The sequence below is a fragment of the Streptomyces sp. NBC_01166 genome (assembly GCF_045039765.1).
In the GTDB taxonomy this organism is placed as follows: Bacteria; Actinomycetota; Actinomycetes; order Streptomycetales; family Streptomycetaceae; genus Streptomyces.
The window spans coordinates 217,039-231,177 of record NZ_CP108613.1 but is presented as its reverse complement, the minus strand read 5'-3'; the positions used below and the strand labels follow the sequence as shown (position 1 = coordinate 231,177).

General features: G+C 68.1%; 14 protein-coding genes and 5 pseudogenes. 8 read left to right on the top strand and 11 right to left on the bottom strand.

What is annotated here, in order from left to right:
• The first annotated feature begins 13 nt into the window (after positions 1 to 13).
• From OG379_RS01170 to OG379_RS01160, 3 genes are all read left to right on the top strand, one after another.
• Positions 14 to 436 (top strand): DUF6003 family protein, encoded by a 423-nt coding sequence (locus OG379_RS01170; RefSeq protein WP_405658303.1) that lies wholly within the window; start codon positions 14 to 16, stop codon positions 434 to 436.
• Between the two features lie 61 nt (positions 437 to 497).
• On the top strand, positions 498 to 725 hold the full coding sequence (locus tag OG379_RS01165) for a hypothetical protein (protein ID WP_405658301.1): 228 nt from the start codon (positions 498 to 500) through the stop codon (positions 723 to 725).
• A 583-nt stretch (positions 726 to 1,308) separates the two neighbouring features.
• Positions 1,309 to 1,701 carry a hypothetical protein gene (locus OG379_RS01160; RefSeq protein ID WP_405658299.1) on the top strand — a complete coding sequence of 131 codons (393 nt, stop codon included), beginning with the start codon at positions 1,309 to 1,311 and terminating at the stop codon, positions 1,699 to 1,701.
• A 114-nt stretch (positions 1,702 to 1,815) separates the two neighbouring features.
• Here OG379_RS01160 and OG379_RS01155 read toward each other — a convergent pair whose 3' ends face one another.
• From OG379_RS01155 to OG379_RS01125, 7 genes and pseudogenes are all read right to left on the bottom strand, one after another.
• A complete protein-coding gene (locus OG379_RS01155; RefSeq protein ID WP_405668833.1) occupies positions 1,816 to 2,325 on the bottom strand; it encodes a hypothetical protein in 510 nt (169 codons plus the stop codon).
• Between the two features lies 1 nt (position 2,326).
• Positions 2,327 to 2,614, bottom strand: a pseudogene (locus OG379_RS01150) (hypothetical protein); the annotation flags it as partial.
• Positions 2,615 to 2,833: 219 nt separating this feature from the next.
• Positions 2,834 to 3,085 carry a hypothetical protein gene (locus tag OG379_RS01145; protein WP_405658297.1) on the bottom strand — a complete coding sequence of 84 codons (252 nt, stop codon included), beginning with the start codon at positions 3,083 to 3,085 and terminating at the stop codon, positions 2,834 to 2,836.
• Between the two features lie 145 nt (positions 3,086 to 3,230).
• Positions 3,231 to 3,581 carry a hypothetical protein gene (locus OG379_RS01140; protein WP_405658295.1) on the bottom strand — a complete coding sequence of 117 codons (351 nt, stop codon included), beginning with the start codon at positions 3,579 to 3,581 and terminating at the stop codon, positions 3,231 to 3,233.
• 15 nt (positions 3,582 to 3,596) lie between these two features.
• Positions 3,597 to 4,247 carry a hypothetical protein gene (locus OG379_RS01135; protein WP_405658293.1) on the bottom strand — a complete coding sequence of 217 codons (651 nt, stop codon included), beginning with the start codon at positions 4,245 to 4,247 and terminating at the stop codon, positions 3,597 to 3,599.
• A gap of 385 nt (positions 4,248 to 4,632) precedes the next feature.
• Positions 4,633 to 5,289, bottom strand: a complete 657-nt coding sequence (locus OG379_RS01130) for a hypothetical protein (protein WP_405658291.1) — start codon at positions 5,287 to 5,289, stop codon at positions 4,633 to 4,635.
• A gap of 278 nt (positions 5,290 to 5,567) precedes the next feature.
• Positions 5,568 to 6,128 (bottom strand): hypothetical protein, encoded by a 561-nt coding sequence (locus OG379_RS01125; protein ID WP_405658289.1) that lies wholly within the window; start codon positions 6,126 to 6,128, stop codon positions 5,568 to 5,570.
• Between the two features lie 496 nt (positions 6,129 to 6,624).
• Here OG379_RS01125 and OG379_RS01120 point away from each other — a divergent pair, with 496 nt between their 5' ends.
• Positions 6,625 to 7,650 carry a hypothetical protein gene (locus OG379_RS01120; RefSeq protein ID WP_405658287.1) on the top strand — a complete coding sequence of 342 codons (1,026 nt, stop codon included), beginning with the start codon at positions 6,625 to 6,627 and terminating at the stop codon, positions 7,648 to 7,650.
• 898 nt (positions 7,651 to 8,548) lie between these two features.
• Here the strand turns inward: OG379_RS01120 and OG379_RS01115 are convergent.
• A complete protein-coding gene (locus tag OG379_RS01115) occupies positions 8,549 to 8,839 on the bottom strand; it encodes a hypothetical protein (RefSeq protein WP_405658285.1) in 291 nt (96 codons plus the stop codon).
• Positions 8,840 to 9,118: 279 nt separating this feature from the next.
• Here OG379_RS01115 and OG379_RS01110 point away from each other — a divergent pair.
• A pseudogene (locus OG379_RS01110) lies at positions 9,119 to 9,271 on the top strand (ATP-dependent DNA ligase); the annotation flags it as partial.
• A gap of 63 nt (positions 9,272 to 9,334) precedes the next feature.
• Positions 9,335 to 9,495: pseudogene (locus tag OG379_RS01105) on the top strand (ISL3 family transposase); the annotation flags it as partial.
• Here OG379_RS01105 and OG379_RS01100 read toward each other — a convergent pair.
• Together OG379_RS01100 and OG379_RS01095 are read right to left on the bottom strand one after the other, a co-directional pair.
• Positions 9,481 to 10,083, bottom strand: a complete 603-nt coding sequence (locus OG379_RS01100) for a hypothetical protein (RefSeq protein ID WP_405658283.1) — start codon at positions 10,081 to 10,083, stop codon at positions 9,481 to 9,483. The pseudogene OG379_RS01105 and the gene OG379_RS01100 overlap by 15 nt on opposite strands.
• A gap of 593 nt (positions 10,084 to 10,676) precedes the next feature.
• Positions 10,677 to 12,464 (bottom strand): serine/threonine-protein kinase, encoded by a 1,788-nt coding sequence (locus tag OG379_RS01095; RefSeq protein ID WP_405658282.1) that lies wholly within the window; start codon positions 12,462 to 12,464, stop codon positions 10,677 to 10,679.
• 729 nt (positions 12,465 to 13,193) lie between these two features.
• On the opposite strand from OG379_RS01095, the pseudogene OG379_RS01090 reads away from it, so the two are divergent.
• Positions 13,194 to 13,445: pseudogene (locus OG379_RS01090) on the top strand (hypothetical protein); the annotation flags it as partial.
• 76 nt (positions 13,446 to 13,521) lie between these two features.
• On the top strand, positions 13,522 to 13,704 hold the full coding sequence (locus tag OG379_RS01085; protein ID WP_405668831.1) for a hypothetical protein: 183 nt from the start codon (positions 13,522 to 13,524) through the stop codon (positions 13,702 to 13,704).
• A gap of 203 nt (positions 13,705 to 13,907) precedes the next feature.
• On the opposite strand, the pseudogene OG379_RS01080 reads toward OG379_RS01085, so the two are convergent.
• Positions 13,908 to 14,051 (bottom strand): annotated as a pseudogene (locus OG379_RS01080) (IS5/IS1182 family transposase); the annotation flags it as partial.
• Positions 14,052 to 14,139 lie beyond the last annotated feature (88 nt).

Genomic DNA, 14,139 nt, shown 5'->3' with positions numbered 1-14,139 from the left:
GCGAATCCGCGCGATGTCCGATGACGCATACCTGTTCCTTCTTCCTGACCGCCACCCTCGGCGGGGGGCGGCCCTGGCTGCCGTCGGTTTCCTGGAGTGTGCGGACACACCAGCCGTTCTGGGATGGCTGCAGGCTCACGGAGTCTCGGCCTTTTCGGAGCAGGTCAGGATCCTTCCGGCCGAAGCCCAGGTGTTCATCCCAGAGAACGCGGAGCGCCTGCCTGTTCCACTGAGTGAGGAGGAAGCGCTGCGGGTGCAGCAGGAGTGTGCGCCCCAGGCCGTTACGGACGTGGAGCGCGAACTGCTGGAGTTCCGGGACACGACTCAGGACTGGGAAGCCCTTGTCCATCGGGCCCTGACGGCGGGCGTTCCAGCTCCGCGCATCGCCCAGTTGACCGGTCTCGACCCTCAGGACATCGGCCGCCTGACGGTGTGATCGCTCGGCGACAACGCCCGTCGGCCTCGGCCGTCTACCGTCCCGTGGCCGACCAAGCGCCGTGCCTGAACACGCAGTCATTGTCTGCGACAGCGCGAGTTTCTACGCGAACTGTGACAGCTCATCCGGCCCGGCCGGACTCAAACGGATCCTGTCGCGCGGCGACAAGGTCGGGCACACCCGCGGCGCCCATCCCGTCTACAACGGCTGGGCTGCCACCTTCGACTTCGGCCCGAACGACTGGGGCTTCGTCAGGCAGGAATGCCTCGGCGGCTATGGATCCTGGTGAGCCGCACGCAGTCACGACGGAACGGACGAGAGATGACTTGGACGAGCAAGCTCGCAGCCTTGACTCTGGCCACTGCTGTGGTCCTGACGGCGGCGAGCCCTGCGGGCGCGGCCGACGGGACGGTGGGCAAGCGCGAAACCGTATGCGCGCGCGACCTCTTCGTACGGGTCACCGCTCCCTATGGAGCATGGATGGGTCGACCGCTCTCGCTGCCCGCCTTCTCCGAGCCCGCTTCCGACGCTCCCGTACCCGCCCAAGCGGGTGGGCGCCGACTGATGCCGGTCGAGCAGGGCGCCGACTTCCGTCAGCCGCGCGGCGAGCCCGAGCCCGCACCCGCCCCGGCCCGACGTCCGCTCGCCCCCCGGCGGCCTCACCTTCTCGAACCCGGACCGCCATATCTGAGCGCTACCACCACGGGTTGCGCATCGTCCAGGACCAGCTCACCACCTAGCCCCACCGCCCGGTGTGCCAGCGCCTCCACCTGGACAGTGGTCGTAGCCCGCCCGGCTCCCGCCTCGGATACCGTGTTCCTCTACGGGGTGCCATAACGGATGTGACGCCCCCCACCGGAGGTAGTCAGCGTATGAGTTCAAAGCGCAGCAAGAATCCAGCACTGCCCGTACTTGACGACGCATTCCGACTCGCGTCGGTCAAGGACGCCGAAGAGTCCACCCGCGACTTGGTGGCGCGGCTGGCCACCACCGAGCTGCGCCGCGTTTCCCACCCGGGCCGGGTCACCTGGGAGCCCACCGATCAGGCCGAGCCCGTACCGGTCCCGCCGACTGTGGTCGACGGTGACGGGGACCTGTGGCTGCGGGACCGGGGCACTGGCACCTGGACCATGCCCGAGTTCAACCCGAAGGAGTTCCCGGCCCGCTGTGGCGAGGTTCTGACGTGGAACCAGCTTGCCCGCGAGTTCGGCCCGCTTACCGCACTGGCGGACGACCGCCGCATCGGCGGCGGCCGGCGTCGCTGACCGCGCGGCCTTCCGGGATGACCGCGCCCCTGAAGCGCCCGTTACGGGTAGCTGGGAGCTCCAGCTCACTTCCGAGCTCGACGATGGCGGCGAGCAGGTGAGCGTGGTGGTCGGTCACGATGTCTCCATGTTGCAGCCGGATACGTCGTCGCTGTCCGTGGGGTCGGGGTGGAAGAAGCGGGTGTAGCGGAGTCCGGTCTCCGGAGTGATGTTGAACACCGCGCACAGGTGTTGCGGGTCAGCGCCGGTGACGGCGGCCTCTTCGAGGATTCGGTTCTCGCGAAGTTGCTGGGCGGTGACCGGGAGGCCGCGCAGCAGAGGCTGCATCCAGCCGGTTGTGGCCGGGGCCCGGGTGTGCGCGGTCTGCGAGCTGATGAACACGTGAGGGTTGCGGGTATGTGGCCGGCGCTGGTGCCGTAGGTGGATGTAGTCGACGGCGGCCTGCTGGGTGAAGGCGTCGAGGGGGTGATCGATGTAGCCGAGCGTGAGCCGGCCGCGGGTGAAGTCGATGGCGGTCAGGGGCAGCGCTCGGGCCTGGTGCGGGTAGAGCGCATGGATGCCGACGAGGGCGATCAGCAGCTTCAGGGCGGGGTTGGTCTCGTGCGGGGGAACTCGGGCGCGCATTCACAACCAGGACCTCATCAGCCAGGCGGAGCTTCGCCCGGTGCAGCTGGTCCAGCTCGTTCTTGAGGCGCTCGGCCAGGTCAGGGTCCGCCCACAGCAGGTGCGGCTTCTTCAGGTCGCAGCCCGGCTTGACCACGATCCGTTTGGCAGTGGTCTCCCGCAGGTCAGGTTCGGCCATCTGCTCCATGAAGCGGGTGGAGCCGCAGATTGCCACGACGACCGGTAGGCCGAGGCCTCGCTTCGGGGCGGCGAGCCGCTGCTCAGGGGTGCGTAACAGCCGGTGTGGCATGGGGAGCTCTCTCTACTGGTTGATGCGGGTCGGTTGTGCCGGCGTCGGCTGATCGATCAGGTAGCCCGGCGGCTGGAGGCCGAGGCCGGGGGAGCGAAGTAGGTGCCGGGGGTGGGCTCCGGGCCGTCACCGGTGGTGCCGTCGTGCACCTGCTGTAGGGCCAGCGCGGCGATGCCGGGCGAGGGCGAACGCGGTTTAGGCGGGTAGGGGAGCGACCGGTTATCGGGTGGTCGCCTTGGTGGTGGCGATGAGCGCGGCAACCGTTTCCCGTGGGCGGAGGTCCGTGATGTCGGGCTCTGAGCCCGGTGAACGCTCCTTCTCCTGCTGACGCCCGTCCACACCCACTGCCTCATGGGCGTGCTTGAGCACCATGCGGGCCTGGACGACCTCGCCCTTGTCCACTGTCGCCCAGAACGGGTGGGTAGTCACCGTGAGGCTGAGGTCGAGCAACTCCTTGCGGAGCCTGGCCACCTCTTCGTGCTGTTGCGCGGCGTAGCCGGGGCTGTCTCCCCTCTCGGCCTGAACAGTGCATACGTTCGATTAACGTCGACTGTGTCACCGTGCACCGTATTTGGCCCCGCTGGACAACTCCAATGCGCACATCGCAGCCCGATGCTCAGAACAGGGAGTCCCAGAAGATCGTTTCCGGATCGGGTTCGTCTGGGTGGAGCATGCAGCGCTTGCAGCGCAGGAGTCCGGGTTCGTTGGTTCCGGAGGCGGCTCTCATCCAGGGCAGGGTCTCCATGGCGTGTGCGTGTGCGTCGTCGGCGAGGGTGTCGACGGTCCGGCGGAGTTCGTCTGGGGCGGGGCTGTCGGTTAGGCAGAGCCATCCGATCGCCGCAGCGAGGCGGACTTCTGGGGCCTCCGCATGGGCGTGCCAGCGTTCGCGCAGCCACGCGACGGTCGGCGGGTGCGGGTGGGCGCGGGTGATCTCGGCAGTGGCCAGGGCGAAGGCGGCACGGACCATAGGGTCACGCTCCGCCTAGCACCCGCCGATCAGAGCGGTCCGGACGATGTGGTCGAAGTCTGCGACCGCCGCCAGGCCGTAGGCGGCGTCGACACGGATGGCCGGGTCGGGGTCGTCAAGGAGGGGCAGAAGTGCGGGCGTGTTCGCGGTGATCGCGCTTCGGGCGGCGGCGACCGACCAGCCCGCCGGGTAGCCGGTCACTTCGTAGCCGTAGTCGTCATCTCCGTAGGGCGCCCGACGTGCGGAGTCCGTGCGGTGAAGGAGGAATCCCTCGCGGGAGGCGACGCCGAAGTACCGGGCTCGGGCTGGGCCAGGAAGGGCGCCGAGGGCGGCAGCTCGGTGGGGGTGATGGGGGTCGGTGGCGAGCGGGATCAGGAAAGGCACGGCGAGAGCGGCGGCTGCCCGACTGTCGTTGGCGCACAGGCCCCACAGCACACCGGTCGCATCCATGCCCGGTTCGCCGTCGGCGCGTAGGGCGGCAACAGCTTCTCGGGCCTCGATGCCGTGGGGAAAGTTGCCCCACGGAACGGCGTCGAGGGGCAAGTCGCCTCGGAGCCCGGGCAGGATGCTGGCCACCACCGCCCGGACATCGAAAGGGCCACTCGCGAACAAGGCCAGGTCCGCCCCGTCCACGATGTCCCTACACATCGCGAATGTCGGACCCATCCGCCAATCCTTCACAGCACACCCCCACCCTCGAACCTTCGGACACCTGATCATGACCGGGGCGGAGGCCCCCTGGCAGCCGGGCGGCGGACAGTTCAGATGCTCTACAGGGCCAACCATCGCGCACAGGGGCCAACAGGAGTGCTCAAGGGCCACCTATCCAGCTCAGTCACAGTGACTGAGTGGCGTAGTTCTGTCTGGCCAACTACGTGCACACGCGGGACACTGCTTCGGGCATGGACGGTGGCGTGCTGGTCAGAGTTCCCAGTCCGCCGAGGCGAAGGTGTCTTGCGGCGAAAAAGCGTGCCCGGGGGTAGCTATAGCCGGATCGCGAGAACGTCGATGCGTTCAACGAGCCGAGGCGTGCGGCGGGCCGTGGTCGAGTTCACGTGCTCCGGACTGTGGTGACGTTCTCGATGAGAGTGGCGATGACCGCCTCGGCGGGGCCCGGATCCGGCTTGAACGTGGCGAGCTTTTCGGGTGGGATCGGCCCGGTGGTGTCGAGGACGTGCACCGTCGCGATGACGCCTCCGACCCGTACGGCGGTCACCAGGGTCCAGGCGAAGCCTCCGTTGCCCAACCGGAACAGGGTCCGGTAGCGCAGTGCGTTCTCCCCGAGGGCAGGGACGTCCAGCGCCTCGGTCGTGACGGATGCCTTTCCGGTCGTGTTGCTGAAGCTGAACCGGCTGCATGCCCCGACGGCCTCGCGCAACTGCTTCATGCGGGCCCGTGCAGCCCCTTCCGGATAGCTCATCAGGTTGGTGCTCAGCGGAGCCACGGAGGTCCCAGCCCGATACATGATCGACGGAACTGCGGCAGCCTCCTCACCATCACCCCCGGTAGCCTCCCTCACATGCCGGCAGACCTCCGGGGAGACGGTCTCCTTGACGTCGGGGGAGGAGTCCGGTTCAACCCCGTCCCGAGAACTGCTCCCCGTGATCTCGAAACCGACGGCCTGGTCCGCAGTGAGCAGCGCGGCCTTCAGCTTGGCAGCGGTCAGCGGTTCGGAGTGCTCCAGAGCTTTACCGGCTGCCGTGCTCATCGCCGGCCCGGCCTTCGCAGGTCCCCACCCTCGAACTCGTGTTGTTCACATACGTATCGGCGAACGATATCCGTGCATGCCCAGCGGCCTGACGTAGCAGTGAGTGAAGGTGATCGGCTTTCCAGCCGGTCAAGGAGCGGGGCAAGGCCGCACGGAAGCTGCCAGCGTGCCGCCCGCTACCCCGCGGGCCTTCTGCCCCGCTCGGGGCCAGATAGCACGCTCAGTCACAGTAGGTGTGACTGAGCGGCCTACTTGGCCCGTGCGGCCAACTACGGCGCTCAGCCTCCGCCGCTCCCGGTACGACCCAGCACGGCACGGAACCGCTCCCGTCCCGCTGTCACGCTGGCCTCCCAAAGACCTGCGGCGTCGCCGGTCGCCGAGCGGGACTGAAGCCGCTGCTCCTCGGCGCTGAAGCCGGCACCCGCGAGGTTCTGGTCCAGCATCCCCATCGCGGTGAGCGCCGCGTGGCCACAGGCCAACGCGTCACGGACATCTCCGGTGTTGTTGGCCAACAGGGCGTGCCGCAGGACGAGGGCGCCGAAGAAGGCGTAGGTGCCAGCGACGTCGGTGATCCCCTCCTCGCTCGGCTGAAGTTCGGGGAACCGCTCCAGCACGCTTACTCGCTCAGCAGCGTCGGCCAGCGGCTGGCCGGTATGCCAGAGGTCCCCTACCGACCGCACGCAGAAGTCCAGGTCGGCCTCCCGCCCGGGCACCCCCGCCCGCAGGCCTATGAACAGCGGCGCCATGCGCTCGGCGCAGGCCGCGACGTACAGACGGATCACCTCGCCGCCGCTGTCGCGCAGTGACTCCGCGACAGTCCCCTCCACCAGCGTTTGCATGCCACACCCGTTTCTTTCGTCAGCCCGTAGCGACGGGTTTCGATCGAGCGGTTGCCAACGTGCGTGCCAACCGTCCAGCCCGGACATCGTCGCAGGACACTGCCTTGGGCTGAGCGGGCCCCGCCCTCCGCGAAGACTTAACGCAGGTCAGGTGTGCTTCTGTCGTGTTACTGAGGGTTTTGCAGTCACTACCCTGGTACGGGCGGGACGCCAAGGCCCGGCTCGTCTGGCTGATCGCCGGACTCGCCCGGCGGCCGGGCACGGTGCCCTACCATCGCCGCGATGCTCAACTTCAAGGGGTTCGGCCACGGCCTGCCGATGGAGATCATGATGGACCATCTCCTGACCGGCGGCGGCCGGCGATCGTTGACCTGCTAGCGGGCCATCGTCCGGCAACGGACCGGCGGTAGCGCTCTCCCGGGTGACGCCCGTGCCGGAATTCTTCGTGGGGCGGCCACGAGGGCCGTTGTCAGAGGCGATTGGCAAGATTGCGGCCATGAATGTCACTCCTGTCACTCCGCCACGGCCGATCGACGTTGCCGCCGTCTTTCCCCAACTGGCTCCACTGGCCCGCACGGCGACCCGCCTGCACCCCCGCCCTGGGGCGCCGACGTGGCACGACAGTTCGATCGGCGGGCCGCTGCTGTGGCCCGCCGAGGAGCCGTGGCCGCACTGCGAGGAACCGCATGTGGTGGATGGCATCAATCGAGCCCAGTCCCCGGCGGATCTGCGGCTGGAACGACGGATCTTCGCAGCCTCGCACGGCCGGGACCTGACTCCGGAGGAACGGGAGACTCTCGAGCGGATCCGACCCCCTCGGACGTATCCGGTGAGGCTGGCGGTCCAGGCGTACGACGGCCCCATAGCGATGCTGCCCGTCGCGCAGCTGTACGTACGGGATGTGCCCGATCTGAGCCCGCCGGAGGGCAAGGACCTGCTGCAGGTTCTGTGGTGCCCCTTCGATCATCCGATCATGCCCAGGACCCTGCTCTTCTGGCGTTCGGCAGCCGCCGTCACCGACATTCTCGACCCGCCCCCCGAGCCGCCCGCAGTGCAGTTCGACGGCTATCTACCGGAACCGTGCGTGCTCGAACCGGAGCAGATCACCGAGTACCCCGACCATCTGGAGCTGAGCGAAGAACTGCGGGAGCAGCTCAAGCAGTGGAGTGTGCCGCAGGCAGCAGAGGAAGACATGGACCCGGACACGTACTACGACTGTGTGCTGTCCAACGCACCCGGCTGGAAGGTCGGCGGCTGGCCCGCTTGGAACTCCACCGACCCCAGCTCGCAGTTCTGCTCCGCGTGCGGCACCGGCATGGAGGTCCTGATGACCGTCGCCACGTTCGAGGAAGGGGACGACGCCGGGAACAGCTGGTCTCCGCACCCGCACCCAGGTGCTGGGCCGTACCCCGGCCACCGCGGCTACAACGCGACCGGTGTCCAGATAGGCAGCGGCTACCGGCAGCACCTGTTCGTCTGCCCGGCGGAGCCCGAGCATCCGCACATCGAGTTGATGACGTAGCCCGTCCGCAGTGTGCAGCCGGGGCGTAACGGCGCGGGCATGCCGTGACGCCGGGTGGCCGCGAGGCTCAGAGTGCCTATCTGCGGCCCGGCATCCGAGAAGGAAGCAGGCCATCCCTGACACGACCGCGACGCATCGCCCCAGGTTGAGCGCGCCCCGGTGCGCTCGCCGGTCGGTAAAGAGCGGTTCCTCTCCGAACGACGCGCCTCGCTCCCGGACATCGACATCGCCGTGGAATCCGCCCGCCACCTGGAGGTTTACGACCGGACGAGACATGCCGTAGTGGGCAGAGCCGGTCCGAGGCTCAGCAGGGCCGAGCACCGCGTCCGGCACTTCGGGTGCGAACGGAACGGAGCACGAGCGGATCCATGGTCCGGTGTGCCATGAAGGTGAAGGCGGCCCGGACTGTCGTCTCTGGGCTCACATCGGCTTCTCCTGCCGCTTTGCCTGCACCCTGAGCCACGGGTTCTCTGCTCTGTACTCCGCGCGGTCCAGGTACTCCCGCTTCACGACCGCCGAGTCCGGCGTCCACCTGCCCTGCTTCGTCGGATCCCCGCCGGCCTCCGCGATGGCCTGCGCCCCGCCGGACGCAGCCCGTGAGCGGTGATCTGCTGCCAGTTCTTCGTCGCGTCGGCCTTGTGGGCACGGCCGCGGACCCAGTCGCCGGTGCCATCGCCGCGACGACGGAGTTCCGCACGGCCTACAACTCGACGACTCGCGTTTGCGGCCTCGGGTACAGCCGCTCTGAGAACGATCAAGGGCCGGTCAAATGACTCCTGCTGCCCCGGGCAGGCTCGCTAGAGCTACCTGGGGAAACACCTGACCCCCTGTTAACGATGATCACGCTGTGCAACGATGAGAGTCGGCCCGGCCAGGGCGGAGAGCCGGATACAGGGGCTCATCGATCGCCACGGAAGTGCTCACGGAGTTCGTCACGGTAGTCGTTCTCGGCACCGACCTGGACTCGCGAGAAGCCCAGCACTGCATCGTTGCCTTCCTGCTTGGTCTTGGCCAACTGCGTCTCGAGATCCGCTATGCGCTCGGCGCACTCGGCGCTGACGGGCATTTCGGTCTGCGGGTCCGGTGATGAGGAGGCGTTCAGACCGGCAGTGGCGCCGAGGCCGGCCGCGCACAGCACCGCCCAGGTGGCAACCCACGCGCGGCGGCTCATTCGTATCGGCTCAGGCATTCAGGCATCCTACGAGCACCGTTGAGGGCTGTCACCGAATCGCGGCTACCGCTCAGCCACGATCCCGTTGGCGCTCGGGGACCATCTGGGCGAAGGACCGGACGTGGCCGGCCAGGGCGTCGAGTTCAGGGCAGTTGGCCGGGACGGCCCTGAGCCGGAGCTGTTCGATCTCCGTCAGCGTCTCGGGTCGGCCACCACGTGGGGTGCCGGCGGCTGTGCAGTCACCGGCCGCGGTGACGTGCGCTTCCTCCGCCTGTCCTCGACCACCGCGGGCAGCTCAGCTTCACGGCCCTGCAGCGCCGCGCGACCGCCGGCCGCAACGCCCGCGCCCTGGCGGCCGAGCTCCCCGCCCATTTCATCGTGTTCGACGTCCTGCAGAGTGATGGCCAGGAGCTGCTGGACGAGCCGTTCGCCCGCCGCCGTGAAATCCTCGAGGCGCTGTTCGCCGGCCACCGGCTCGGGCCGCCGTGGACGCTCTGCCCGTCGACCACAGACGGCCTCGAACGCGATCTCGCGGCCGTCACCGCCGGCCTGACACTGCCGTGGAGCTCCGGCGTCGTCGAAGGCACGTCAACCGGATCAAAATGATCGAGCGTCAGATGTACGGCCGAGCTGGCTTCGCGCTTTTGAGGAAGCGTGTCCTACTTGCCAGCTGATTCCTCGACCTCTTCTCGCAGGTCATGAACCGGAAAGGTGACCGGGGAGGGATGCGCGTCGCACTCCCGGCCGTGCAGTTCCTCCGGGAGCAATGACCAGGCGATGGCCTCGTCGGGGCCGCAGTACGACGGGTCCAGGTGGAACGTGGTCCGCGTACCGGAGAGCTTGGAAGTGGCGAACTCCTCCCAGACACCCGCCGTCACAGCCCCGGCCAGTTCCTGGCGGAAGCCCCGCCCGTCCAGCCGCACCTCAACAACCGTACGGACGCTGAGGACCGCAGCCGCCGCAGGCGCCCATCGCTCCTTGTCGAGGAGGGAGCCGAAGAATCCAGGGAGGGGTGCTCCCCGCTCGTCAGCAGTACGGCGCTGGTCATCCTCCACGCTGAATACCAGGTCCGATCCGATCTCCACGCTGATCTGGCCATGGGTGCAGTTGCGGTGGTGCAGCGCGTCCCACACCACCTGCTGAAGAATCTCTGTCGGAAGCTCAGGACTGCCCCGGGCGACCCGGAAATACATCGCAGGACGCGTCCACACGTGCTCCTCGAAGGTGACTACCTGGATCTGATCAGCCGTGTAGCGCTCCACGGACCCGATCATGACACTCGGAAATGACAACCCGCGGCGCCTACGGGAACGGCGTGACCGTCACTTAGCGTCACCATTCACAGTAGTTGGACCAGAACCCATTCTCGTGGACAAAGCCACCTGTAGGTGTGTCACCAGCCCTGTGGCCCGGATTTCCCGATGGCCTTCTGGCCCGTCATCCGGTCACGAAGACGTTCTGGGAATCCCGCCACGGGCTCATCCCTTCCGTTTCTTGTTCCAGATCCCGTATCCGAACATGGCAAGGATCCCAACCAGGATCAGGATCGCGACGACGGACCCGGCGGTCCCTTCCGGAATCCAGCTCCCACGACCGTCAGCGGCCAGAATCATCACAGTTCTCCTCCTTGTGCGAGCCTGCGCGAGTGACCGGCTTCGGGGCAACAGGGTTCCGCAGCCCACCGGTTGATGCAGAACAACAGAGTCGATCAAGGATCGGCGCTGTGCGAATGGAGCGCCCTTGAGTGGACGCGGCGGCCGTGTCGGCATCGCTTGAGGGATTCACGAACCGGCCCCCCAACTCCCGCAACTGAGCCCCACCCCGCAACCGAACTGGCCCAAAACCTGACGAAGTGCTACTCGTTGTCCTTGGCTTCCGCTGCGTTGCGCCAGATGCGCAAGTCGATGGTGACGTACGAGCCCGGGTCGCTCTCGCCCGACCGCCCTCGGTAGGTGGCCACCGCCACATGGCCGGCATCGCTGAGCACGCAGATCTCCGAACCGTTGCTCAGCTGATCCAGGCCGATCTCCTTGGCGTAGCGCGTCTCGGTGCGGCAGGTTTCCAGGGAACCCTTCTGCGTGTTGTTCAACAGGACTAGTTTGCCGTTGGCGGTGCCGATCGATGCTTCGTCCAGGAAGCGCACGACGCCGAAGTAGAGATCTCCGCCGTCGTAAGCGGCGTCCTCGCTCTCGAGCGGCCGGGGCGGGCTGTCGGCAAGCATGATCTTGTAGCCTTCTGGCACATCGACGCCGCTGTACGAGACCGGCTTCGGGTCTGCCGTGGGCTGTTTCCCGCCTGAGGACCCACCGTCCCCCGACCCGCTACTGCTGGTGCCACGCGGGGAGTTCGCTCCGCTGCTCCTGTCGTTGTCTCCGTCAGGCAGAAGAGACCCGATGACTCCCAGCACGACGAGGGCGCCCACGACGGACGCGGCCACGATGAGCCCGGTTCGCTTCGGCTTCCGAGGGGCCGGTGGCATGTAGGGAGCCCGAGTGACGGGGTGCGGTGTTTGATACCCCGGCCCGAGCGGGGAGTACGTGGGGGATCCGGGCGCCGGGGTGGGGTAGCCGGGGCGCATCGGGTGGCCCGGCGGAGGCACCGGTCCCGGTAGTCCGGCCGCGCTCTGGGTCGGGGCGGAGGACACAGTGGAACCGGTCGGTGTGGACGGGGCGCCCGGCGGGGAGAACTCGGTCGGCGTCGGAGCGGCGGCGGGAGGCGGTGGGGTTTTCGCCGGTTCGGGCAGTTGAAGCCTCTCGGTGATCGATCCAGCAACCGCCTGCGGCAGCCAGTCCTCACCCTGGCGCAGAGCGACGGGTGACAACTCGTGGCACAGCTCGATGATCTCGGTCAGGCTCGGCCTGCCGGCCGGGTCGCGGATGAGGCAACGGGACACCAGCGGCAGCAGCTCTGCAGGCAACTGACTGAGGTCGGGATCCTCGTGGACGATCCGGTAGAGCACCCCGTGCGACGGCCCGTCGCCGTAAGCGGGAGATCCGAGCGCCGCGAAGGCCGTGATCTGTCCGAGGGCGAAGATGTCGGTGGCCGGAGTGATCGTGCCGGCCGAGGCCTGTTCGGGAGCCATGAACGCCGGGGTGCCCACGCTGACGCCGGTGCCGGTCAGCGCGGTGGCGTCAGCCGCGCGGGCGATGCCGAAGTCGATCACGCGAGGGCCGTCGAAGGCCAGGAGCACATTGGCGGGCTTCAGATCCCGGTGGACGATGCCCGCACCATGGATCACATGGAGCGCTTCGGCCACCCCCACGGTCAGCAACAGTACGCTGCGCAGAGGCAGTCCACCGTGCTGGGCCACGGCGTGCGCGAGGGAAGGGCCCGGCACATAGGCTGTGGCGAGCCAGGGCTGAGCGCCGTCGGTGTCGGAGTCGATGACCGGCGCCGTGTACAGACCCTGCACCCGTTGCGCGGCTTGGACCTCCTGCTTGAACCGCCGCCGAAACTCGGGGTCCTCGCTGAACTCGGGCCGGATCACCTTGAGCGCAAGGGGACGGCCGCCCGGCGTGTAGGAGAGATACACCTTGCCCATACCCCCGGAACCGAGCACGGCAGCCAGGCGATATCCGCCCACAACCACAGGATCGCTCTCCTGAAGCGGCTTGAAAAGGTTGGCAGAAGGTGTGCTGCTCATGATGAATCATCCCCTGTTTACGGCAGGTCGGCCCCTGCCGAAGCCGCGAAGTCAAGGGGAGCGTATCGACTTCCATGGGTCCCCTCGGCCGCTTCGCGCAACGTTTCCGCCACGGATCAGCCTGTATTCCGGCACATCGCATGGGCTGACGGGCGGTCACCCTTTCGATCGGCTGGACGCCGAGCGCTACGACCGCGCCCCCGCTACCGGTTTACCCCTCAAGTGGGGAGGGGCTGGTGGGTGCGCGGTAGCGTTCCAGGTCACGGAGGCTGCTCGCCGTGCATGTGGGGGATGGTCCCGTCGAGCTGGGCTCCGCGGGCTGCTCCCCGCGCGTGCGGGGATGATCCCTGGCCGGCCCCCGACGGGGCCTGCCGCGGCCGATTCTCCCTGGGCTTGTGGGGATTGTTCCCTTGAGCCTGGGGCGTCGCGTCGGTCGGGGGCTGCCGCGCGAGGGCCTGGAGCCCCGCAGGGGTCCTTCATGAGCGGCCATGCCGGTCTCTGGACGAGGCCGTGTCCGGCAGCTCGCAGGCCAGGCCGGTTGAGCAGGCTTCTGGAGAAGGCACACGCTCTCCGAGCTCGGGGCGCGTCGCTCGGTCTAGCGGCGACAGCGGTGACCGCTTACACCAGTGCTCAGGCGCTCGGCCGAGTGATCGGCGACCGCCTGGCCCTCCGCTACGGCGCCCGGCCCTTTTTCGCACCGGCGGCGTCGTCGCGGCCTGCGGGCTGGCGATGGCGGTGCTTTCGCCGAACCCGGTCACGGCCATCGGTGGGTTCGCCGTCGCGGGCGCGGGCGCCTCGGTCCTGATCCCGCTGGCCTGCAGCGCGGTCGGGCAGGCGAAGGAGGACAGGCCGGAAGCCGCGACGTTGATCTCCCGATTCACCACCTTCACCTACGCGGGGACACTGTTCGGCCCCGCTGCGATCGGTTGGGCCGCCGAGTTCGCCGGCCTGACCTGGACGCTGGCCGCGCTGATCCCTGTGCTGTGTGCTGTCGCGTTCCTGAGCCGACGCTGGCGCCGAAGGGGCGCAGTACCACCTCCGTGTCACCTCACGCGGCGTGGAGATGTGGGAACGCGCCGAGCTGCTTTGGAAGCACCCCTGGCCCGAGCTCCGGGTGATCGTCGACGGTTACCGCCTGCGCATTCACCACCTGGGGCAGGAAGCCGGAACGATGCTGTTGGAACCACCGGGTGCGGTCGCCGAGGTCCGACTGGCTGCTCAACGCCACGGCGTCGCCTGACCGCGAGGACACCTGCCCCGCACATCCGGAGCCGGCCGAATCAGGTGGTCGTCCGGGGCCTCGGGCGCCCGGGCGCCACTCCGACCTCGGGGACCAACGGAACAGAGGTTGGCGGTAGCGGCCCCTTCGGTTCGCCCACCTGATCGCGAAGGGCGCCGTCCGCCTGGACCTGGACTACTGAGAGGGCGTTTTCGTCCGATGTTTCATCCCGAGATGGCATGTTCTGTGGTTGTTTTCGGGTCGCGCCAGGAGATGGTGTTCTCGCTGGTGAGGCGGCGGGTCATGAGGTCGGCCATGGCAATGTGGATCACGGCTTCGGAGCGGGTGGGCAGGCTTTCGCAGTCGCGGGGGGACCCTGCTTCCTGAAGGGCCGAACTGTCACTCCGGCACTCCATATGTCGCCGCGGCTTCGGCTGGGGAGGCGCCCCGGCCGGC